Below are 21,813 nucleotides of genomic sequence, written 5' to 3' on the forward strand. Positions count from 1 at the left end.
AACCCTAAGTTAATATCCTTATCTTATAAAGGAGTGGATTAATTGAAGCTGAACAACAAGATGGTCGCAATTGATGCAACGATTTGCCAAGGTTACGGCTTGGCTTCAGGGCAGCGTCAGGATGTGGCTGGTCGAGGTTCAATCGCGTGGCAAGCTTCGCATTTTTTGCAACGAGGCTTGAATCTATCCCAGTATTTTTCTGGTACATTAAACCTTGAGATTAGCCCCTATATTTTTACTAATAAGTCGCCCGATTATTATTTTAAACAGCTGCGCTGGCATCCAAGCTTTCCTGCAGAAGACTTTTCTTTTACCCGCTGTCATCTTGTAAAGAATGAGCAAGCTTTTGCTGCATTTGTTTATTACCCCCACCCAGAAACTAAAATTGGTCACTTTCACTCATCATCGGTAGTTGAAGTCATAGCTCCCTTTATTGACGGGCTTTGTTACGGTGACAGTATTAATTTGATGCTGCCACAAGCTTGCTTGAGTTTTCGCTGACGGCTTGCCAAAAGAATTGTCCAACAGGTCCAAATACTTTATCTATCTTTTTGATCATACGGACCTCGCCATCAAGACTTTCTTCAAAATCTTCCAGTGCTAGTGTAATTAATTCGCCTGAGGCTAACTCAGCTTCAATGTGAGAGCGAGGAATAATCGCACAACCTAAGCCTTGACGAATCAGACTCTTAAGGGTGTGTACATCTTTGGTTTTAAACTGCTGCTTGGCGCTATGGATACCTAATCGCTCGTTATCAAAACTTAGGCTACTTTCTAACAAAGTAACACAAGGATATTGATTGAGCTGTTGTAAGCTTGTAACGACTTCTTTATCAAAAAGCGATGGGGCCGCAGCAAGTACTAACTTAAACTCACCCACAGGTAATGCTTGATAGTCGCCTAATCCATGAAATAAATGGAACCATGCTCCTATTGCCACATCAACGTCATCGTCGTTGAGTTGTTCTAGTGACGAAAAGCGTGAGCCTGAGATAATCTGAAATTCAGTAGTAGGAAACTGTTGTTGGCATTGTTTCAGAATCGCTAACAGCATATCAAGGTTACATAGAGGGTCGTAGCCAATCCGAAATAGTGCTTCATTCCCTTCTGCTAGTTGGTGGCCTAATGAGTCAAGTTGGTCAGCGCCAAGTAAGAGCACTTGCGCTTGACGATAAAATATTTTGCCATGACTTGTTAGCGTTAATCGATATTGCTGGCGATCGAGTAGTTGAATAGAATATTGCTGCTCAAGTTTTTTTATTGCAATAGATAATGCTGGTTGGGTTTTATGCAGTGCTTGTGCAGCCGCCTTTAAGCTCCCTAACTCGACAATTTTTTGTAAGACCTTTAACTGTTCTAACGTCATGATTGATACTCGATAAGATTAAATAGCAAAACTTTATAAATAAAATTTATCATGATTTTAATTTTATATAAATTTTATTTTTATATGCGCCGGAGTAACATGTAGTCATCGAAGAAAACCAATGATGAGCATTGGAACAATTTTGGTAAACAAGGGATGGTAATAATGGATGGTAGCAGTAACATGTGGATTAAATTAGGTCAATTATCGGTTGTAATCGCGACCCTAGTCGGACTCAGCGGGTGCTTTGAGCAAGAGGTTGTAGCGAGAGAGCCCATAGTTCCTATGGTGAAAATCATCGATATTGATGGTTTATCTCAATCGTCGGAGCGACAGTTTCCAGCCCAAGTTGAAGCCAACAATGATAGTCACCTTGCGTTTCGCGTAAGTGGTGAAGTACAAAAATTTTTGGTGAAAGCGGGAAATAGGGTGGAAAAAGGCCAGATTCTAGCGCAGCTAGATCCTCGAGACTACAACATTAGCGTCGCTGACCGTGAAGCGAGGCACGCGCTAGCTTTATCGCAGTTTAATCGTACCAAGCAATTACTTGAACGTGAGTTAGCTTCTCAGTCGCAATTTGATGAAGCTCGTGCCAGCTTACTTGTGGCAGAGTCAAATCTAAATAGCGCTAAAACAGCTTTGGAATACACAACGTTACGTGCGCCATACGCTGGCACTATTGCGAAAGTATTTGTTGAAAAGCATCAAAATATTCAAGCTCAACAAGTTATTTTAAACTTACAGAACTTCGATCGCGTCGATGTCTCGATTCACTTGTCGGAAAAACTCGTCGCCACTATTGATAAACAAACAAAGTATCAGCCAGATGTTGTGTTTGACTCGATGCCTGATGAGCGCTTCAAATTGACTGTGAAAGAATGGGATGCTCAAGCAGACCCGGTCACCCGTTCGTATAAGGTTGTCTTCACGATGGCATTGCCTGCAGATAAAAATATTTTACCTGGAATGTCGGGGACAGTTTTTGCGGATTTAGCGCAAGTCACTAAACAAGATTTCTCCCACGTGGTATTGCCTGTTGCAGCTGTTTTCTCTGCGTCTGAGCAGCCGGTTAATAGCCCTGAAAAATTTGTTTGGCGTGTTGCTCAAGATATGACTGTGTCACGCATTCCAGTCAGAGTTGGCCAATTAACCGAGTCCGGTGTGATTATTACTGATGGTTTAGAGGGGAATGAACTTATCGTAGGCGCTGGTGTGCACCACCTTCGTCAAGGGATGAAAGTTCGTCCATGGGTTCGTGAGCGAGGACTGTAAGTTATGGATATCGCAAAACTTTCTATAAGTCATCGTGTCATCAGTTGGATGTTTGCAACTATTTTGTTGCTTGGTGGGATTGTTTCTTATAACGAACTAGGCCGTTTGGAAGATCCAGAGTTTACGATAAAAGAAGCAATGATTTTGACTAGCTATCCTGGTGCTAGTCCTATGCAAGTCGAAGAAGAAGTTAGTTATCCTATTGAAAATGCGTTGCAACAGTTACCCTATATTAAAAATGTTAAATCTATTTCATCGCCGGGTTTATCGCAAATTATTGTTGAGATGCAAAGTACGTATCGTAAAGATGAACTACGACAAATTTGGGATGAAGTGAGGCGTAAGGTTAATGATCTAGCTGGGAGCTTCCCTCAAGGCGTTAATCCGCCAAAGGTTAAAGATGATTTTGGTGATGTATTCGGCGTGTTGCTGGCCATTACTGGTGATGGCTATAGTTATGAAGAGCTAAAAAGCTATGCTGATCAGTTGCGCCGAGAGTTGGTATTAATTGACGGTATTGGAAAAGTTGACTTAGCTGGGCAGCAGCGTGAGCAAGTCGTTGTAGAAATATCTCGCAGTAAGCTTGTTGCGTTGGGTATTCCGCAAGTGAGTATCTTTGAGTTACTTCGTAGTCAAAATACTGTGTCTAATGCAGGGCAGATAAAAGTGGGTGAGGAGTCTATTCGTTTTCACTCCACGGGAGAGTTTAAACACGTTTCTGAGCTTGAATCTTTAATTATTTCTGCGCCGGGCAGTAATGAACTGATTTATCTTGGTGACGTTGCGACCGTTCGTCGCGATTATGCAGAAATCCCATCAAATATTATTACGTACAACCAACAACAAGCATTGCTCATTGGTGTGTCATTCTCCAGTGGCGTTAATGTGGTTAAGGTTGGCGAAGTGTTAGCGCAACGTTTAAGTGAGCTTGAATATTTTAAACCGCTAGGCCTTGAGATAAATACAGTCTACAACCAACCCATTGAAGTTGAGCAGTCGGTGAGTAGCTTTATTCTGAGTTTGGTTGAAGCAGTAGCAATTGTGATTATTGTCCTTTTAGTCTTTATGGGCGTTCGAAGTGGATTATTAATTGGCTTCATCTTACTTATTACAGTGTTTGGTACCTTCATCTTTATGGAATCTATGGCGATAGAGCTGCAACGAATTTCATTAGGTGCGCTGATTATTGCGTTAGGGATGCTCGTCGACAATGCTATTGTCGTGACGGAAGGCATTCTAATAGGGATGAAAAAAGGGCGCAGTAAAACCCAAGCGGCCAGTGATATTGTCAAACAAACGATTTGGCCACTATTAGGCGCAACAGTGATCGCTATTACAGCCTTTGCCCCGATAGGCCTCTCTGCTGATGCAACGGGTGAGTTTGCAGGCAGTTTATTTTGGGTGTTATGTATTTCATTGTTATTGAGCTGGGTTACCGCTATCACCTTAACCCCATTTTTTGCCAGTGTGTTATTTAAAGATAAACTAACTCAAGAGTCGTCAGAGCAAAATGAAGATCCCTATCAAGGTGCATTATTTACTATCTATCGTAAGGTCTTAACCTGTTGTCTGCGTTTTCGTTGGGTCTCGATAACATCGTTAATGTTATTGTTAGTATTAGCCGCTATCGGTTTTGGCCAAGTCAAACAGTCATTTTTTCCTGCCTCTAATACACCCATGTTTTATGTTGATATGTGGCGTTATCAAGGGTCTGATATTAGAGCAACCCAGCAAGATATCGAAAAAGTACACCATTATTTACTAGCTCAGGAAGGGGTGGAGCATGTGACATCTACGGTCGGGCAAGGCGCTATTCGTTTCATGCTGACCTATGGACCAGAGAAAAGCTATCAGTCTTATGGCCAGCTAATTGTTCGTGTGACAAACCGAGAGCGTCAAGCCGAAGTGATGCAGCAATTACGAGATTACCTAAAGGAGCAGTTTCCAGATTCATTGGCCAAGATAAAGCCGATGGAAATTGGCCCTGCGGTCGAGTCAAAACTTGAAGCACGCTTTTCTGGAGCAGATCCTGAAGTGCTTAGACAATTAGCAGGAGAAGCAAAGGCTATTTTGTTTGCTAACCCCCTAGCCTTTAATGTTCGTGATGACTGGCGCCAACGCAGTAAAGTTATTCGCCCAATATTTAATGAGGCGATGGGCAGGCGCGTAGGGATCAGTAAAGCAGATTTAGACGAGTTATTATTGGTGAGTTTCTCTGGCAAAGCAGTAGGTTTGTATCGTGATGGCACTCATATGCTCCCTATTGTTGCCAGAGCGCCCGCGAGTGAACGTCTCTCTGTTGATAGTTTAAATGCCCTGCAAATATATAGTCGCACATTAAAACGTTACATTCCGGTGAGCCAAGTGGTCGATGGGTTCGAAACGACGTGGGAGGACTCTCTGATATTAAGGCGTGATCGCAAACGCACCATTACGGTTAAAGCCGATCATGATGTGCTTGGTGAAGGCACTGCTGATCAATTGTTTAGACAGGTTAAGCCGTTAATCGAGCAGATAAAGCTGCCCCCGGGTTATCAATTGAGCTGGGGCGGTGAATATGAAAGTGCCCGAGATGCTCAAAAAGCATTAATTAGCGGCTTACCAATGGGTTACTTAATCATGTTTATGATCACGGTATTTCTATTTAACTCACTTAAAGCGCCATTAGTGATATGGGCAACTGTGCCTATGGCTATCATCGGCGTTTCTGGCGGCTTATTGGTGATGGGGGCAGCGTTTAGTTTTATGGCTTTACTGGGGCTGCTGAGTTTGTCAGGGATGTTGATTAAAAATGGTATCGTGTTAGTCGATCAAATTAATATTGAACTAAAAGAGGGTAAACAGCCCTACGATGCAATCGTCAGCGCAGGGGTAAGCCGTGTACGTCCGGTAGCAATGGCAGCAATAACCACTATTTTAGGGATGATCCCATTGTTGTTTGACGTGTTTTTCCAATCAATGGCTGTAACTATCATGTTTGGTTTAGGCTTTGCCACCATATTGACCTTAGTGTTCGTTCCAGTATTTTATGCCACTTTCTATGGCATAAGAAAATAACCCATCATATCTAAAGCGTCATAAAATACTGTTTTATGACGCTTTAACATTTCCTTAAAGACATAATATGTCTAGCGTTATGATTTGTAACAAATTTTGATTCGCAAAGTAAGATTAAGTTACATTTTTAACACGAAAGTTTAAGTAATAGTCGTTATAATGCTGCAATCAAAAAAAGCTAAAACGATGATATGGAGTTTTCGATGGCTACTAAAAAACAAATTTTTTTACCTCTTGCCGCACTGACTGTTGCAGTGGTGGCAATGGCAGGTTTAATGATGCTAAAAAAACCGCCTGAAGAGAAAAAAGTGGTCGAGTTCATTCCATTAGTGAAGATAGAGCCTGTGACTGTGGGGGAGCTGCCATTAAAAGTTCGTTCACAAGGTGTTGTCTCACCTAAAGAGCAAACTAAATTAGTCTCACAAATCAATGGCCAGATCATTGAATTAGCGCCGCAATTTATTAAAGGCGGTTTAGTGAAGTCGGGCGACTTACTTGCTCGCATTGACCCTAGTGATTATGAGGCTAACCTCATTGAAGCAGAAGCTAACCTTGCATCGGCACGAGCTTCACTCCAACAAGAAAAAGCCAAAGGTCATGTCGCAGAACAAGAATGGTTACAAATTACCAATGCGAAACCTTCTGAACTGGGCTTACGTAAACCACAGCTTGCTCAAGAAGTTGCACGAGTTCGTGCTGCGCAAGCACAAGTGAAAAAGGCGAGTCGTAATCTGGAACGTACCTATATTAGAGCACCATACAATGCCATTGTTGAGTCAAGGGCCGTCAGTTTAGGCAGCTTTGTGAGTGTCGGTTCGGCTGTTGGTCATGTGCTATCAACGGAAGTCGCTCAAGTTCGCTTACCTATCGCCGATCGTGATTTACAATTCTTAATTGCACAAGGTTTAAACGCGAGTGTAACCATTTACGCCCCATTTAATGGCGAAAAAGCTCAGTGGCAGGGCAAGATTGTCCGTAATGAAGGGGTCATTGATAACGACTCTCGTATGAACTATCTAGTCGCTGAAGTCGATGCCCCTTACTCGTTAGCAAAGCCGCTGCGTTTTGGCAGCTACACAACGGTCGATATTGAAGGCTATGTGCTACCGAGCGCTGCTGTCGTTCCTCGCCATCTTGTCATTGACAACCAGTTAGCGCTATTAAGTGCTGATTCAACATTACACTTTGCAAACGTTAAGGTCATACGAGAGCAAGGTAATGATGTGGTGATAACAGGTGACATAACTAATAGCAGTCAATACATTACTAGTGCATTAGATTACCCAATTGAAGGTATGAAATTATCATTACCTGAACAACTTGCTGAAGAGAAAGAGCAAGTAAAGTCTGAACAAATGCTGGCAAAAGTCGTTGGAGAGTAGCATGCAGAGCTCGGAAAAAGGATTAATTGCCTGGTTTGCTCGCAACAGTGTTGCAGCGAATTTATTGATGCTGTTTATTATTGTTGGGGGCTTACTTGCTTCATTAACTATTCGTAAACAGATGTTCCCGCTTGTTGAGATTAATTGGCTTAATATTAACGTGCCGTACCCTGGCGCTGCTCCGCAAGAAGTAGAAGAAGGAATTACGATAAAAATAGAAGAAGCGCTCGAAGGGATTGAAGGCTTAAAACGTGTTATTAGTTACTCTAATCGAGGTTCATCAAGTGCATGGATTGAAGTCGATACTGACTATGACACACAAGAAGTGCTTGATGAAGTGAAGCTACAAATAGACTCTATTCCTAGCTTTCCTGATGGCATGGAGCGGCCAATTGTCAAACGTGAGAAGTTCCGTCAAGAAGTGATGTATATCAGTTTGCATGGCGACTTAACCCCCAAGCAACTTAAAGAACTTGGCCGGGGTATCCATGACGAAATTCAAGATTTAAGCACGGTGAATATATCGAACTTTTATGGCGGTTTAAGTTATGAAATTTCCATTGAAGTGAGTCAAGATAAACTGCGCGAATATCAACTGTCATTTCGTGACATAGCCAGTACTATCCGTAATTATTCTGCCAATATGTCAGCAGGACAAATTCGCGCTCAAAATGGCGTGATCTCAATGCGCGTCGAAAACCAAGCTTATACTGAACAAGAGTTTGCGCAGTTACCGTTAATTACCCGAGATGATGGCACTGTTGTTTTATTAGGTGATATTGCAACCATCCATGATGGCTTTGTTGAAGGACTTCATTACTCGAAATTTAATGGTGAAAATGCCGTTACACTCTTTGTTGGTGCATCAAGTGATCAAAGTATTTCTGGTGTAGCTGATCAAGTGAAAGCATATATAGAGGAAAAGCAGACGCAGCTCCCTCAAGGCGTTAGTTTAACGCCATGGGTTGATATGACCTTTTACCTCAACGGTCGCCTTGATATGATGCTCAGTAATATGTTTTCTGGTGGTGTTTTAGTGTTTTTAATGCTTGCGCTATTCTTACGTATTCGCTTAGCGTTTTGGGTGATGATGGGACTGCCGGTGAGTTTCTTAGGGGCATTGTTCTTTATGCCAATGGAGTTTATTAATGTCACTATTAATGTCACCAGTTTATTTGCTTTTATTCTTGTATTAGGTGTCGTGGTCGATGATGCGATTGTCGTTGGTGAAAGTGCCAGTGATGAAATAGAACGGCATGGCCATAGTTTAGATAATGTGGTGCGAGGCGTTAAACGGGTTGCGATGCCAGCAACTTTCGGGGTGTTAACGACGATAGCGGCATTTTTACCGATGCTATTTAGTGATGGACCTGAGTCGGCAATGGCACACTCGATTGGCTATGTTGTGGTACTGTGTTTATTGTTCTCTTTAGTGGAGTCAAAGCTTATTTTGCCGGCTCATTTAGCCAAAATTAAATATAAAGAGGCTAATGACACCAGTAAATTACATGCGATACGCTTGAAAGTTGATGGTGGCTTAAAACGTTTCGTTGCAAATACCTATCAGCCATTTTTAATTAAAGCTGTTCATTACCGCTATACAGTACTAGTAACCTTTATTGGCATCTTATTGATCAGTGCAGGCTTGTTTATTGGTGGTTTAGTTCGTTTTATCGGGATGCCGCAGATCCCACATGACTTTCCACGCATTAGCATTGAAATGAAACAGCAAAGCTCTGAACAGTCCACACTAGACGCGATTCTAGCGGTTGAAAATGTGATTAAGCGTGTCGATAAAGAGATTGAGCAAGAGTTTGGTCATCGAGTAGTAGGTGAAATTAACTCAAGCTTAGACTCACGTACCCGGGGTCAGGTAATGGTTAAAATGATCGACCCTGAATTACGTACTTTAGATACCTTCCAAGTCGCACAACGTTGGCGTGATGCCATGCCGCCGATGGCGGGGTTAAAATCGCTCACCGTCAGTGATAATTTATTTGGTGGTGGCCGAGATGACGGTGATGTCAGCTTTAGCTTAATGGGTAAAAATGATGATGAGCTATTAGCAGCGGCTAAGGCACTCAAAGCCAAACTTCGTAGTCTTAAAGGGGTATCAGATGTTAATGATAGCCGCCAAAGTGCAACCAAAGAAGTTCAGTTTGAGTTAACGCCATTGGCATACGGGCTCGGTTTAACCTTGCGTGATATCGCTTCACAAGTTAATTTTAGTTTTTACGGCATTGAAGCTCAGCGTATTTTACGTGATTCAGAAGAGATTCGTGTGATGTTACGTTATCCGCAAGAGCAGCGGAGTTCAATCGGCCATATTAATGACACGCTGATCTTTACAAAAGATGGCCAGCAAGTGCCATTGTCTGAATTAGCAACAGTAACCTTAACCGATGGTGTGAATCGTATACGCCGTGAAAATGGTAAGCGTACGGTTAATGTCTGGGCGACGGTTGATAGTGCCCAAGTTGAGACGTTTAAAGTCGCTGAGGATATCCGGAACAACTTTATGCCTGAGTTGTTAAAGCTTTATCCAAGTGTCAAAACTAAGCTGTCAGGTCGAATACAGCAGGAGATGGACGGTGCTAATGAACAGCTAAGGAATTTTGTTCTGTCTTTATTGGTCATATTTGCATTACTTGCAGTGCCATTACGTTCATACTCACAACCGCTGATTATTATGTCGGTGATCCCGTTCGGTGTCATAGGTGCCGTTATAGGACACATGATTTTTGGTTTGGACCTAAGCTCTATGTCAATGTTTGGTATCATTGCCGCCGCAGGTGTTGTGGTCAATGATTCGTTGGTGATGGTTGATTTTGTCAACAAAGCCAGAGAACGCGGTGCACGAATAAAAGATGCCGTTATCGAGGCTGGTGGTCGCCGATTCAGGGCAATTGCACTAACGTCATTAACCACCTTTATTGGCTTAATGCCGATTATCTTTGAAACAAGTATGCAAGCGAAGATAGTTATCCCAATGGCCATCTCGTTAGCCTTTGGTGTCGCATTTGCTACGGTAATTACTTTACTGCTTATCCCTTGTCTATATGTGATTTTAGAAGATATTAAAGGGGTCTTTTCGAAGACTAAACGTGCGCAGTTGCAAGCTGAAAAAGCGGCGGCGCTAAATGAAGCTTCCGGTGAAGTAGCAATCACTAATAGTGGTGGAATATCCCCATCGAGTAGCTAATGGACTAACGTCTTTACTGGTATTCACAAGGCCTGAGTAGTGATGCTCAGGCCTTTTTATTGTCTTAAATACAATAAATTAGCATGAAGTGATTGGTCATCAGCGTACATTTCTTGCCGTCACTAATTACTTTTTTGGGGAGGGATGTTAGGAAAATAATTTAGGGGGGAGTGTTTAGGTTTTATTGCAGGGCGCGCATTAACATCGATTTGGTTAAGACAGTTGCCATTGAAGGTAAGCTGAAAATTGACGGTTCGCTTTTATAAATGGCTCAACAAATAACAGCCGTTATTAAGGAGTAGCACTTCCTTTGATAAGAAAGTGATCTTGTTATGCCTTGGAAAAATGAGCCTGAACAAGGCACACGATTGAGAAATAGCTGCTATTGGGATTGATAGTAACGCCGTTCCAGTTATTTTAACTGGCACAAGTGGGCAAATATTTAATGTAATTGGTATCACAAGCTCGCTAGGTTTAGCTATGTTTTGAAAAGTTAAAAAGCTGCTGAAAGAGGCGGGCTTTACACCAATACCTAGTAACAAAAAAGCCCTAGTATTTCTACTAAGGCTTTCATTTAGCGACTTAAACTAATATTTCAGAGTAATTAAACTCCAGCATCATCCTTTAATGCTTGGGCTTTATCTGTGCGCTCCCACGGGAACTCTTCACGACCAAAGTGACCGTAAGCCGCTGTTGGTTGATAAATAGGGCGGTTTAGATCAAGCATCTCGATTAGGCCGTATGGGCGTAGGTCAAAGTGCTGACGAACTAAGTCGATTAATACTTGCTCGCTGACTTTTCCTGTGCCAAATGTTTCGATGCTGATAGATGTTGGATCAGCAACACCAATAGCGTAAGACACTTGAATTTCACAACGCTCTGCTAAACCAGCTGCTACGATGTTCTTTGCAACATAACGTGCTGCGTAAGCCGCACTACGGTCAACTTTTGATGGATCTTTACCTGAGAACGCACCGCCACCGTGACGAGCCATACCACCGTAGGTATCTACGATGATTTTACGACCAGTTAGACCACAGTCACCCATTGGGCCACCAATCACGAAACGACCGGTAGGATTGATGAAGTATTTAGTGTCTTTGTTTAGCCACTTTTCAGGTAATACCGGCTTGATGATCGTTTCCATTACTGCTTCAATTAAGTCATCTTGACCGATAGAATCACAATGTTGTGTTGATAATACGACAGCGTCAACGCCAGTAATGATGCCGTTCTCGTAAGCAAAAGTTACTTGAGATTTAGCGTCTGGACGTAACCAAGGTAATGTACCGTCTTTACGGACGTCAGCTTGGCGTTTTACTAACTTATGAGAGTAAGTAATAGGAGCAGGCATTAATACATCAGTTTCATTACTTGCATAACCAAACATTAAGCCTTGGTCACCAGCGCCTAAATCTTTAGGGTCTGCGCGATCAACACCTTGATTGATGTCTGGAGACTGCTTGCCGATTGCGTTAAGGATGGCACAAGAGTCAGCATCAAAGCCCATATCTGAGTTGGTATAACCGATTTCACGCACTGTACGGCGAGTGATTTCTTCGATATCAACCCAAGCTGTGGTAGTGATTTCACCACCAACCATGACCATGCCTGTTTTTACATAAGTTTCACACGCAACACGTGCTTTTGGATCTTGCTCTAAGATTGCATCCAAAACAGCATCTGAAATCTGGTCTGCAATTTTATCTGGATGTCCCTCAGAAACCGACTCTGAAGTAAAAAGGTGTTGTGCCATAGCAAAAGCCTTCGAAATAGTTAATGGGTAAAAAGTAAAAAGATGTTTTTACGTCTGGACGTCTATTGTAATGAAATAAATTATTAATGCTAGGGTCTTTTGACAAATAAATGTTAGCTAGGCGACACTTTTTGCCTCGTCTGTTTACATGATAGCCACTGATTAATCTGCTATGGTATTAATTGTAGATTAAGTTTATTACAACCATGCCGATATAAGGGTATAGGTTATTGATTCGTGGAGGAGCTATGCCGAGTCAAGATTTGATTTTTTCAGTATTACCTAGGCCTTTGGGTAACCGCGTCTCGCCTGTGAAAATTCAAATAAAACAAATTGAGAAATCGAATCAAATAAAAAAAATTAAGTCTGGTGAGCCATCAGACCAAGAAAAACTGATTGAAGTGAAAGCCAAACATAAACGAGAGTTTGAAGCGAAAGATGAAGAGAAAGCGCTCTCAGAAACCCCCTATACAGACGCTACGAAACCTGATGATGACGAAGATCACGAGTTAGATATTTATGCCTAAATGCGTGTTATTCTTTAGTTAATTTAGTCTGATTGACACGCTTGTTTACACAGTTGTGATTGCATCAGTTCTATAAAACAGTCAAAATCATCTTTTTATTTAATGGATTTTCTTCGTGGTCTCTCAATCTCTTTCTCGCCTGAGCGTTGGGCTTACATTACTAATGTTTATTGTCGGGCTGCTTATAAGTGCTGCCATGGTATCTGGCGATGATTATGGTCGCGTAAACCTTTTGCACTTCATTTTATTATTTGTGCTGTGGCCGCTGCTTTCTTGTGGTCTATTGATATTTACTTTATTGCCAACGGCTTCGCCAAAAAGTCTATCGTTACGCTTTAGTTTAGCACTACCTATTTGGCCTAGAGAGTGGCTTATCTCAGTGCAACAATTAAAACAACAACAATTGCTCACCCCATGGTTAAAACTGCAAAGTCAGAAACTCTCGTTAGCCTTTAGCGGTGGGTGTTTATTCGCGTTTATCTTTGTATTGTTGTTCAGTGATGTTTCATTTGTCTGGCGTTCAACATTATTAACAGCCGAGCATATTTACCCTGTGCTCGCCGCAATAGCAATGCCATGGACATATCTTGATATTGCACTGCCAACTAAAGAGGTGCTTGAGTTAACACAAGAGCAGCGTATTAATCATGATAACCTAACTAGTAGCGTCGACTATGGCCAATGGTGGCAGTTCCTATTGGCTGCCCAACTATGTTATGCAATCATCCCACGTTTAATTGCCTTGTGTTGGCTTTCACTGACATTCTCTAAGGCACATAAAGCTCAGCAACAAACAGTAACAACACCTGCGCCTTTATTGAACCCGCAGCCAGCAAAGCCGCAGTTAACGAATGCCTCATCAGAGCGACCTTTATTCGACTCATTTAATCTTGTGTGTTGGTCGCAAGTACCGGATGCTCTACTTATGCAAGTGAAAGACAAGTTTCCCCCAGCGGATAATTTATTTCATGTAGGCTTCCATGGCAGTGAAACCGATGAAGAAAAAGCGAGAGCGGACGATAAAGAGCAGCTCGTAATTGTTGCCGCGTGGGAACCCCCGATGGGTGAATTAAAAGACTTTTTACTACAAGGGCGTGGTGTCATTATGCCAATTGATTTTAAAGAAGAACAATGGCAATCAATTAGCCCCCACTACTTGGATGAGTGGCGACGTTTTTGTCACCCACTGGAAAATTGGACGTTGTTTGTTGATAAGGAATTAACATGAAACCAAGCTTTGCCGTAGTTGGGCACCCAAATAAAGGTAAGTCGTCTATTGTTTCGACTTTAGCAAGAGATGACCGTGTGGCAATATCAATGCAAAGCGGCACGACCGTGGTCTCAGAGAGTTTTGATATTGAAGTCGGCAATGAAAGCTATCAACTGATTGATACCCCAGGGTTTCAACGACCAAGAAAAGTGTTGGCTTGGCTTAATCGGACTAATCCCGATGCTGATAAGCGTGGTGAACGTATTCAACAATTCTTAGAGGACTCTGATTGCGGTCAACAATTCAAAGATGAAATTGAGCTTTTACGGCCGATTATGGCTGGGGCAGCTATCTTATATGTAGTTGATGGGTCTCGTCCTTATAGTGCGGAATATGAAGCGGAAATGGAAATTTTACGCTGGACTGGTCAGCCTAGCATGGCGTTAATTAACCCGATAGCCAATAGCGATTACGTCGATAATTGGACCAAAGCGCTAGGACAATATTTTAGTGTGGTTCGAGTATTTGATGCTGTTAAAGCGGAGATTGAGCATCATATTGACTTGCTTGAAGCTTTTTCGGCGATCCATCAACCGTGGTCATCGTCATTAACGCGTTTAATAACCGCGTTTAAGGGAGAGGTGACACGGCAAAAATATCAAAGCTGTTTTATCGCCAGTAAAATGCTTGAAGAACTAACACAGTATCAGTTGCATCAAAAAGTGTTGAGTAAAACACAGGCAACTTCTCTGCAATTGATGTTAGAGCAACAATATTACCAATGGATGAGGCAACGAGAGTTAACCGCCCATGATGAATTGCAATTGCTATACCGTCATCACCACCTTGAAAGAGATACAACTGAATTATCATTGCCAGATGATTTGTTCGACACCGAAAAGTGGTATGGCTGGGGCTTAGACCGAAAACAATTAGCGAGTGTTGCCGGTATTGCTGGTGCAGCCGCTGGTGGGGCATTAGATTTAGCCGTTGCAGGTCATTCTTTCATGCTAGGAGCATTGGGGGGAGGTGCTTTGGGATCAAGCGCTGCTTGGTTTGGGGCTGATAAACTCGCCCAATCGAAGATTAAAGGGCTCCCTTTAGGTGGTTATGAAGCGCGCGTTGGGCCAATCAAAAATAAAAACTTTCCTTATGTTGTACTTGGGCGTTTCTTACATAGTTATAAAATCTTGCATCGACGCAATCACGCTCAACGTGACCGGATGAGTATTGATGAGCTTACAGTAAGTGACTTGATTGAACAACTGTCCACTAGTGATAAAAAAGCGTTGTACGTAGCATTAGATCGTTTATCAAGGCAGAAAAGTGTTGATGATTTGCCTGATATATTAATGCCAATGTTAACCTTGCTTAATTAGGGTGTTGGTATGATAGAGCGCCATAGCCCTGATATCATTGATTTAGGGCTATGTTGTGTGTCAGCTTAATCATTAAAAGAGCGTGGACTATTAAATATTAAAATCCAAAATATGTGGTGTTTTACCATCACTAGCTAGCTCTTTCTCTAAATTTTGGCACATATCTAGTGCCGGCATAATACTTTCTGGAGAGCCTATTTGCTTGGCCGGAACACCTGCAACGGTGGTGTGTGGAGCGACAGCTTTAAGAACAACGCTACCTGCACCAATCTTAGCGCCTTGACCTATTTCAATGTTGCCCAAAATTTTTGAACCCGCGCCAATGAGCACTCCAGCTCGAACCTTTGGATGACGATCCCCTGATTCTTTACCTGTACCACCGAGTGTAACCCCTTGCAAAATTGAAACGTTATCTTCAATGACACTGGTTTCACCAATAACAATGCCATTGGCATGGTCAAGCATGACCCCTTTGCCAACACAGGCAGCAGGGTGTATATCAACATCAAATGTTTCTGAAATACGACTTTGCACGTAGAGTGCCAGTTGATGGCGATTATTTTGCCACAGGTGGTGTGCAACACGGTAACTTTGTAAAGCCATAAACCCTTTTAAGTGCAATAGCACTTCTGGGTAACTTTGAATGGCGGGATCGCGTTCTCTAACGGCTTCAATATCACGCGCAGTCGCACTAATTGCTTGGGGTGAATCATTAAAGGCCTCATTAAATAATTGCTCGAGTGAGCTCGCAGGCATATACGTATCATACAATTTACTGGATAGAATATTGCTGATGGCCGAAGACAATGAGTTATGGTCAGTAATATGACGGCGATAAAGGTTTGTTAGCAGCGGTTCATCGGCGATCGCCTGTTCTGCTTGGGTAACGATCTGATCCCATAGAGACTCAATATTCATGAAATTATTACAACAACGGTATTTAATCTTATTAATTTGCCACGACTATAGTAATGGGGCAAGAATTTTTACTTATAAGATAGATTGTTAATAATTGGCGCAGGTGTTAACTGCACCTTTAGAAAAGCACTATTGTGTGTTTGCTACCATTAGATTATTACTCGCAAGGTCAAATGTTAGGCCTGAAAATTTGACATCAAACCATTCTAGAAACATTGCGAGGTCTTTTAGTTCTGGGGCTTGATCTAAAAATTCATCCCAAACCTCGAGCTCACTTTGCCAAATCATCCGATAATGCTGCTCAACTAATTGCTGTTTTAGCGGTGAAATAGCAATTTCGTCGGTGGGTTCATCGAGTAAGTAGCAGCTTGATTCAAGCTGTAACTCTTCCAGCGAAGTAACTTCTTCGGCTGCGACTTGTTGCAACCATTGATACATGGGTTGTTTTGGCGTAATAATAAGTGAAATACGGTTAACGAGCTTCATAAGCGTTATCTAATTATAAAAACGTAAGTATAACGATAATTAAGCGTGAGTACCAATGAAGGAGTTATTGGAGCAATTGAGAATTTTATTGATCATTTGGAGTTACTTTGAAACAACAATTAATCCTAATAGCCGTTATTCTGTTATTGACTGCTTGTACAACAAAACAAAACATTAGCTGTTTGACCGAGCATCTCCCTGTGGTCATCAATCACGAGCTAGCCAGAGATGTGGAGTTGTTATCAGCACCACTCATGGCAGGCCGTAAAGCGGGAACCGAGGGTAGTGTGCTGGCTAGGAAGCATATTATTGAACGATTTAAACATTTATCAATCCCTGCTTACTTTTCTAATTATGAGCAACCGTTTGACCTACCTAATGGTGAAAGAGGGGTTAATGTGGTTGCTTTACTTAAGGGGAGTACACTCCCAAACAAAATCATCGTAGTCACCGCACATTATGATCACTTAGGTGAGCGTGCTGGAAGAATCTACTTAGGCGCTGATGATAATGCAACAGGTGTTGCTGCGATGTTGGCTTTAGCAAGAGCCTTAGTCGATAATCCGCCAAGAACTTCAGTGCTCTTTGTTGCCACTGATGCCGAAGAGAAGGGGTTGTTAGGGGCCAAGGCATTGTTAAATCAGGGGGTTAATATCGAGCATGAAATCGTGTTTAATTACAACCTAGATATGCTCGGGCGGGCTAAACGGATGTATTTTTTAAGCTCGACAGGTAAGCAAGCGGATTTAAGCCAACAAATCTTTGCCATTGCAACTATTTGTAGTGTTCATCGGCGCTTTCACCGAGATAAAGTCACGGGAAGGCAGGTTGATTATTTAAGAGCGAGTGACCACTGGGCTTTTGCCAAGAAAGACATTGATTTTTTATTTGTCGGAGGCGCAGATCACCGAGACTACCATTTACCTAGTGATAGCCCCGATAAAATTCTTAAACAACAGTTTTCACAAATCAGTCGCAATATTGTTGAAATATTTTTACTGATCGAGCAACAAGTACAGAGCCAATACTCGACGGGTTAATTGTCGAAAATTATCCCTTGGTTTCTGCCTTTTTCTTTTGCTTCATACAAGGCTTTATCTGAAGCTTCAAGCCAAGCATTGACTGTTTTAAAGGCTTTTGCTGTTTGAGCAATGCCAAAACTCACTGTGACTTGAATTGTTGTATCTTGGTAGCGGAACTCGGCTTGTTCGATTGCCAGACGAATACGCTCGATAAAGTTTAATGACTCCGAACTCGTTGAATGAGCAAGCACAATAGAGAATTCTTCACCGCCAAAACGCGCCAAAATATCAGTATCACGAATCGATTCTTTTAAGATCGACGCCAGCTGCTTTAAAACAGCGTCCCCAGCGGGGTGACCATATTGATCATTAATTGCTTTAAAGTGGTCAATATCCAGCATCACTAAAGAGCTAATTATATTATTTCGGTTAAAGTTAGCAAAAACATTATGCAAAGACTTTTCTAGAAATCCGCGGTTATGAATCTTGGTCAAAGGGTCAGTGTCACTGAGTATTTCTAAACGGTCATTCGCTTGTTGAAGCGCCATCCGATTAGTTGCAACATCTGTAACATCATAAATAGTTAAGCTAATTTGCTCAATATCCCCAGTCAATGAAGGTAACGGAATGATAGTTACGTTTTGATACATGTACTCAACGGTACCAGTTATCGGACGGTAGTTCTTAAAAGGGAAAATATAAGGACGCTGTTCCCAAGTAATAAACGATTGGTTTTCGATGGTTTTAACCGATTCCACTTTACGCATAAACCACTTTTTATCGAGCTCGGGAAATAAATCAAAAAGATTCTTTCCCTTCGCATCTGCAGCGTCAATATTACTGTGGTGTACCATGAAGCCATTCCATGATTCTACGTCGTAATTATTATCGATAACCACCATGCCCACATCAATGCTGTTAATAACACTGAGCATCCAGTGGACTTCTTTAAAATCTAATCCGCTCATGCATTTTGCTCGTCTAAAAGGTAAATGAGTTTGTTATTTAAGATGGGTAATGAGTCTTGAGTTATTAGTACAATAAGGTCACACTCAAGATTATATTCCTCTATCGAGTAATTGATTTCAATGGCAAGAATGTCCTGCCAATTACGTGTATCAGAATAAATCAAATCATTTATATTACGGTGCAAGCCAAGTAACTCAGGGTGTGATTGACTAAATGATAGATCGAGTTGGTCTGAGAACCCTTTAAGGAATGCACCAATCAAAATATTAGATAGGTCAACTAACATTTCTCTTTGTGCTGACTCAGTGAGCTCACCTTCATACTCCATTAATTTAGCTAAATCGTCAAAAGCGGAGTCGTAAAACAAGATCAGCGCTTCACCTGAAATACCTGAACCAATATACCCCTGACAGACCGCTGAAATTGAACTGGTTTCATCAGTTGCCTTAAGCATCATGTGCAGTTCGCTGGAAGCAAGTACGTTAACCTTAGGAATAGGCAAAGTAACAGTTACGTTAAGTACTCGCGCTAATAGGTCACCAGCACGCCCCATAGCAACATTGGCGACCTCTTGGTATGGATCGAGTTGTATCTCGTTGTTATCTGATACTCTAATTTTGTCGCTATCATCTTCCTCGACAAAGGTTTCATTCTCATTGAGTAATTCACTAGCAACCAGATCTTCTTCACGTAAAATACCATAACTGGTTAACAAATCTTTAACTTTTTGTTTGTCCGTGGGTTTTTTTATGAAGTCTAATGCACCGAGTGATTTTACACGTTTATGAGCTTCTGGCTGAATATCACCCGAAACAACAATCGTGAGTGTGGGTAAGTCCTGCGCTTGAATGACTTCTAGCGTGCCATAGCCATCTAGCACTGGCATATTCAAATCGAGAAATAATATATCCCCTTTGCCAGCTTTGATTGCTTCAATCGCTTCCTCACCGTGCTCTGCAAAAGAGATAGAAACATCCCAATTGGGTGGGAGAGCTCGAGCCATTTGTTTTCGTGCGAAACTTGAATCGTCACAAATTAGAATAGGTATCGTCATACAGACCTGTACAGCTTATTTATTGGTTATTGCTAATGGTAAGTAGATAAATGAATAGTTTTACAAGCAAACTACTCAAACAGTTCTAGCTTTAACCATAGCATTTTATTTTTATATTAGAGTGATTCTATCACAGGTAGGATAAATGAATATATCCTGTTACAAAATAGATACATTTAGTTCAATTATTTACGGTGGATAAAAAATGAATAGTGAAGATATGTATTGTTATAGTACGCCACAGAGGGGGAGTTCAGTGGCGTATGAATAAGCTAGTGAGACAAGAAGGCTTTATGCCCAGTTCCCTTTTTTCTTTTTCTTGCTTGGTAAGTAAGTGATGATAATACCAATGAGCATACTAATACCTGCAAGGAGACCGCCATTGACTAACCACTTAATCTTTATATCTTCGTCTTCACCAACAAGTTGGGCAAGCGCTTGCTCCTTAGCTTGGTTTGCTTCTTGTAACTCTTGGCTCAGTTGATCGATGCGGCTGTTCAGCTGATTGCGCTGTTGAGTAAAACTAGCTGAGTTACTATTTAGCGCTTGGTTTTTTGATTGCTCTGAAGCTAATTGCTGCTTAAGCTGCTCATATTTAATTTTTAGGCTTTGTTGAGTTGAAGTAAATTGCGATTGAACCCAGCCAGTACGTTTTTTATTATCAATAATCTTTGTGAATTTTTGATCTTTTGATTGCTCGATAATTTCTATTTCTGTACCAGCAGGCACGCTACCTATAATTCTGAAATTCTCACTTGGCCCAGAATGAATATAGATGAATACATTATCAGAAATATAGCCTGTTTGTGCCTGTGATAATGGTGAAAAAATAAAAAGTAACGCAATAGGTAATGCTTTGAGTAGTTTAAACATATAGTGTCTCGAGGCTTGAAAAATGATACATGCGCCATCCTATTATTTTGTCACCTTGACTGCAACTAGACTTTACACATTATTACTAAAAACCTCGATGTATAGGCATGTTGGTAGTCTATAGGGTTAATAACATGAATGTTATTAACAAAGATGCCCCGTCATTTAATTGCTGATCTTTAAATGAAAGACTCACCCTTAAATTTTTCTCTTAATAGCTTTCCGTTAAAAGCAATTAATACCAGAGTATGCCTCACGCACAAGAGTCGCCTGTTACATTTAATGCATTGAATAAAAACAAAAATATCTACAACAGTTAACTAAGACATAGCCTTTTATTTTATTGAATTTGTAATTATAGATGCGACATTGATATCACTATTTTAAGTTAATACATTTTGGTGCCAAAATGTGCGGCCAGCAGAACAAATGGCTCCAATACCTATTGACTTCTTTCTTCTATTTAAGGCATTACCAATGCATAGAAGAAATGCCATATTTAATTTCATTGGTAGTGTGGAGTGTTCTGTTCGATGACACGTCAAGTTCAGTGAACGTGGTTGTTGTTCGCTTAAGCTGATACAGATTCTGTACATCATTTCAGCGCATTACTTTTTAAGCAGCACCCCTCTGATTAACTGCCCCCTTGGGCTTTCTAGCCCATTAAAGAGTGAGAATCTCATCTTCAATGAAAAGGTGTATAAAATATCCTTAGTAGTTAATTGGCAGAAGGCTTGTAAGAGATATCTCACAAAGCTGTAAGTTTGCGTGGCGAAAACTCCTAAGATAAGTATAAGACTTTTATCTTAACCCTTTAGTATCAGTTATTTATAGATCTCCAGGTGGTTGTTTAACTTTTGCTCTGTGAGAGTTTTTAGTTTGGGGACATTGTTTTGGTGAGGAGATTACATGATAATTTGTCATGTGGTTAGGGAGTGCAGCGCACTTCTCACAAGGAACCCAAACATTTGTAGCTAATGTTAAGATTGACCCCTTATTTTTATCTTGATGTGTTTGATAAAGGGATTAGCCCACGGATTTGGGTGTTAGCATTCAGGATGATTGCTAAAGGATAATTAGGACAGGCTCAGGCAGAGCAACAGTAATATCGAGGAATGAAATTACTGAAATGGACTATAGCATTAGGATGATGCGCTAAAGGATTAGTTAGATAGCGAGGATAGCTATCTCAAGGAAGAACAAGGACAGGCTCAGGTAGAGTAACAGTAATATCGAGGAATGAAATTACTGAAATGGATTATAGCATCAGGATGATGCGCTAAAGGATTGGTTAGATAGCGAGGATAGCTATCTCAAGGAAGAACAAGGACAGGCTCAGG

General features: G+C 41.3%; 16 protein-coding genes. 9 read left to right on the forward strand and 7 right to left on the reverse strand.

Features of this window, described 5'->3' with window-relative positions; genetic code table 11:
- Nucleotides 1–42: 42 nt before the first annotated feature.
- Entirely contained in the window at nt 43–501 is a 459-nt protein-coding gene (locus Q8W26_RS13955) for a hypothetical protein (protein WP_153071475.1), read from the forward strand.
- Here the strand turns inward: Q8W26_RS13955 and Q8W26_RS13960 are convergent.
- Nucleotides 461–1,366, reverse strand: coding sequence for a LysR family transcriptional regulator (locus tag Q8W26_RS13960; RefSeq protein ID WP_101213805.1), 906 nt, complete (start codon nt 1,364–1,366; stop codon nt 461–463). The genes Q8W26_RS13955 and Q8W26_RS13960 overlap by 41 nt on opposite strands.
- 183 nt (nt 1,367–1,549) lie before the next feature.
- Between Q8W26_RS13960 and Q8W26_RS13965 the strand changes: the two genes are divergently transcribed.
- The 4 genes from Q8W26_RS13965 to Q8W26_RS13980 all read left to right on the forward strand — a co-directional run bounded on the left by Q8W26_RS13965 (nt 1,550) and on the right by Q8W26_RS13980 (nt 10,279).
- Nucleotides 1,550–2,638, forward strand: a complete 1,089-nt coding sequence (locus Q8W26_RS13965; RefSeq protein WP_305473660.1) for an efflux RND transporter periplasmic adaptor subunit — start codon at nt 1,550–1,552, stop codon at nt 2,636–2,638.
- Between the two features lie 3 nt (nt 2,639–2,641).
- Nucleotides 2,642–5,695: an efflux RND transporter permease subunit gene (locus tag Q8W26_RS13970; protein WP_101213807.1), complete on the forward strand. Its 3,054-nt coding sequence runs from the start codon at nt 2,642–2,644 to the stop codon at nt 5,693–5,695.
- Between the two features lie 203 nt (nt 5,696–5,898).
- Nucleotides 5,899–7,077: an efflux RND transporter periplasmic adaptor subunit gene (locus tag Q8W26_RS13975; protein WP_101213808.1), complete on the forward strand. Its 1,179-nt coding sequence runs from the start codon at nt 5,899–5,901 to the stop codon at nt 7,075–7,077.
- Between the two features lies 1 nt (nt 7,078).
- Complete coding sequence (locus tag Q8W26_RS13980; protein WP_101213809.1) at nt 7,079–10,279, forward strand: efflux RND transporter permease subunit; 3,201 nt, start codon at nt 7,079–7,081, stop codon at nt 10,277–10,279.
- Nucleotides 10,280–10,883: 604 nt separating this feature from the next.
- Here the strand turns inward: Q8W26_RS13980 and metK are convergent.
- The gene (metK, locus tag Q8W26_RS13985) at nt 10,884–12,035 is read right to left on the reverse strand and encodes a methionine adenosyltransferase (protein ID WP_101213810.1); all 1,152 of its coding nucleotides are present in this window, start codon (nt 12,033–12,035) and stop codon (nt 10,884–10,886) included.
- Between the two features lie 248 nt (nt 12,036–12,283).
- On the opposite strand from metK, the gene Q8W26_RS13990 reads away from it, so the two are divergent.
- From Q8W26_RS13990 to Q8W26_RS14000, 3 genes are all read left to right on the forward strand, one after another.
- Nucleotides 12,284–12,562: a hypothetical protein gene (locus Q8W26_RS13990; protein WP_101213811.1), complete on the forward strand. Its 279-nt coding sequence runs from the start codon at nt 12,284–12,286 to the stop codon at nt 12,560–12,562.
- A 115-nt stretch (nt 12,563–12,677) separates the two neighbouring features.
- On the forward strand, nt 12,678–13,790 hold the full coding sequence (locus Q8W26_RS13995) for a DUF2868 domain-containing protein (RefSeq protein WP_101213812.1): 1,113 nt from the start codon (nt 12,678–12,680) through the stop codon (nt 13,788–13,790).
- On the forward strand, nt 13,787–15,151 hold the full coding sequence (locus Q8W26_RS14000; protein WP_101213813.1) for a DUF3482 domain-containing protein: 1,365 nt from the start codon (nt 13,787–13,789) through the stop codon (nt 15,149–15,151). The genes Q8W26_RS13995 and Q8W26_RS14000 overlap by 4 nt, the downstream gene beginning before the upstream one ends.
- A 90-nt stretch (nt 15,152–15,241) precedes the next feature.
- Here Q8W26_RS14000 and cysE read toward each other — a convergent pair whose 3' ends face one another.
- Complete coding sequence (gene cysE / locus Q8W26_RS14005; protein ID WP_101213814.1) at nt 15,242–16,069, reverse strand: serine O-acetyltransferase; 828 nt, start codon at nt 16,067–16,069, stop codon at nt 15,242–15,244.
- Between the two features lie 129 nt (nt 16,070–16,198).
- The gene (locus Q8W26_RS14010) at nt 16,199–16,555 is read right to left on the reverse strand and encodes a hypothetical protein (RefSeq protein ID WP_101213815.1); all 357 of its coding nucleotides are present in this window, start codon (nt 16,553–16,555) and stop codon (nt 16,199–16,201) included.
- A 107-nt stretch (nt 16,556–16,662) separates the two neighbouring features.
- Here Q8W26_RS14010 and Q8W26_RS14015 point away from each other — a divergent pair, with 107 nt between their 5' ends.
- Nucleotides 16,663–17,595, forward strand: coding sequence for a M20/M25/M40 family metallo-hydrolase (locus Q8W26_RS14015; RefSeq protein ID WP_101213816.1), 933 nt, complete (start codon nt 16,663–16,665; stop codon nt 17,593–17,595).
- Here the strand turns inward: Q8W26_RS14015 and Q8W26_RS14020 are convergent.
- The 3 genes from Q8W26_RS14020 to Q8W26_RS14030 form a co-directional block, all read right to left on the reverse strand.
- Nucleotides 17,592–18,545, reverse strand: a complete 954-nt coding sequence (locus tag Q8W26_RS14020; protein WP_101213817.1) for a GGDEF domain-containing protein — start codon at nt 18,543–18,545, stop codon at nt 17,592–17,594. The genes Q8W26_RS14015 and Q8W26_RS14020 overlap by 4 nt on opposite strands.
- Complete coding sequence (locus Q8W26_RS14025) at nt 18,542–19,600, reverse strand: response regulator (protein WP_101213818.1); 1,059 nt, start codon at nt 19,598–19,600, stop codon at nt 18,542–18,544. Before Q8W26_RS14025 ends, Q8W26_RS14020 begins: the two co-directional genes overlap by 4 nt.
- A gap of 291 nt (nt 19,601–19,891) precedes the next feature.
- The gene (locus tag Q8W26_RS14030; protein ID WP_101213819.1) at nt 19,892–20,473 is read right to left on the reverse strand and encodes a TIGR04211 family SH3 domain-containing protein; all 582 of its coding nucleotides are present in this window, start codon (nt 20,471–20,473) and stop codon (nt 19,892–19,894) included.
- Nucleotides 20,474–21,813: the final 1,340 nt, after the last annotated feature.

The organism is Psychrobium sp. 1_MG-2023, assembly GCF_030689115.1.
Classification (GTDB): Bacteria; Pseudomonadota; Gammaproteobacteria; order Enterobacterales; family Psychrobiaceae; genus Psychrobium.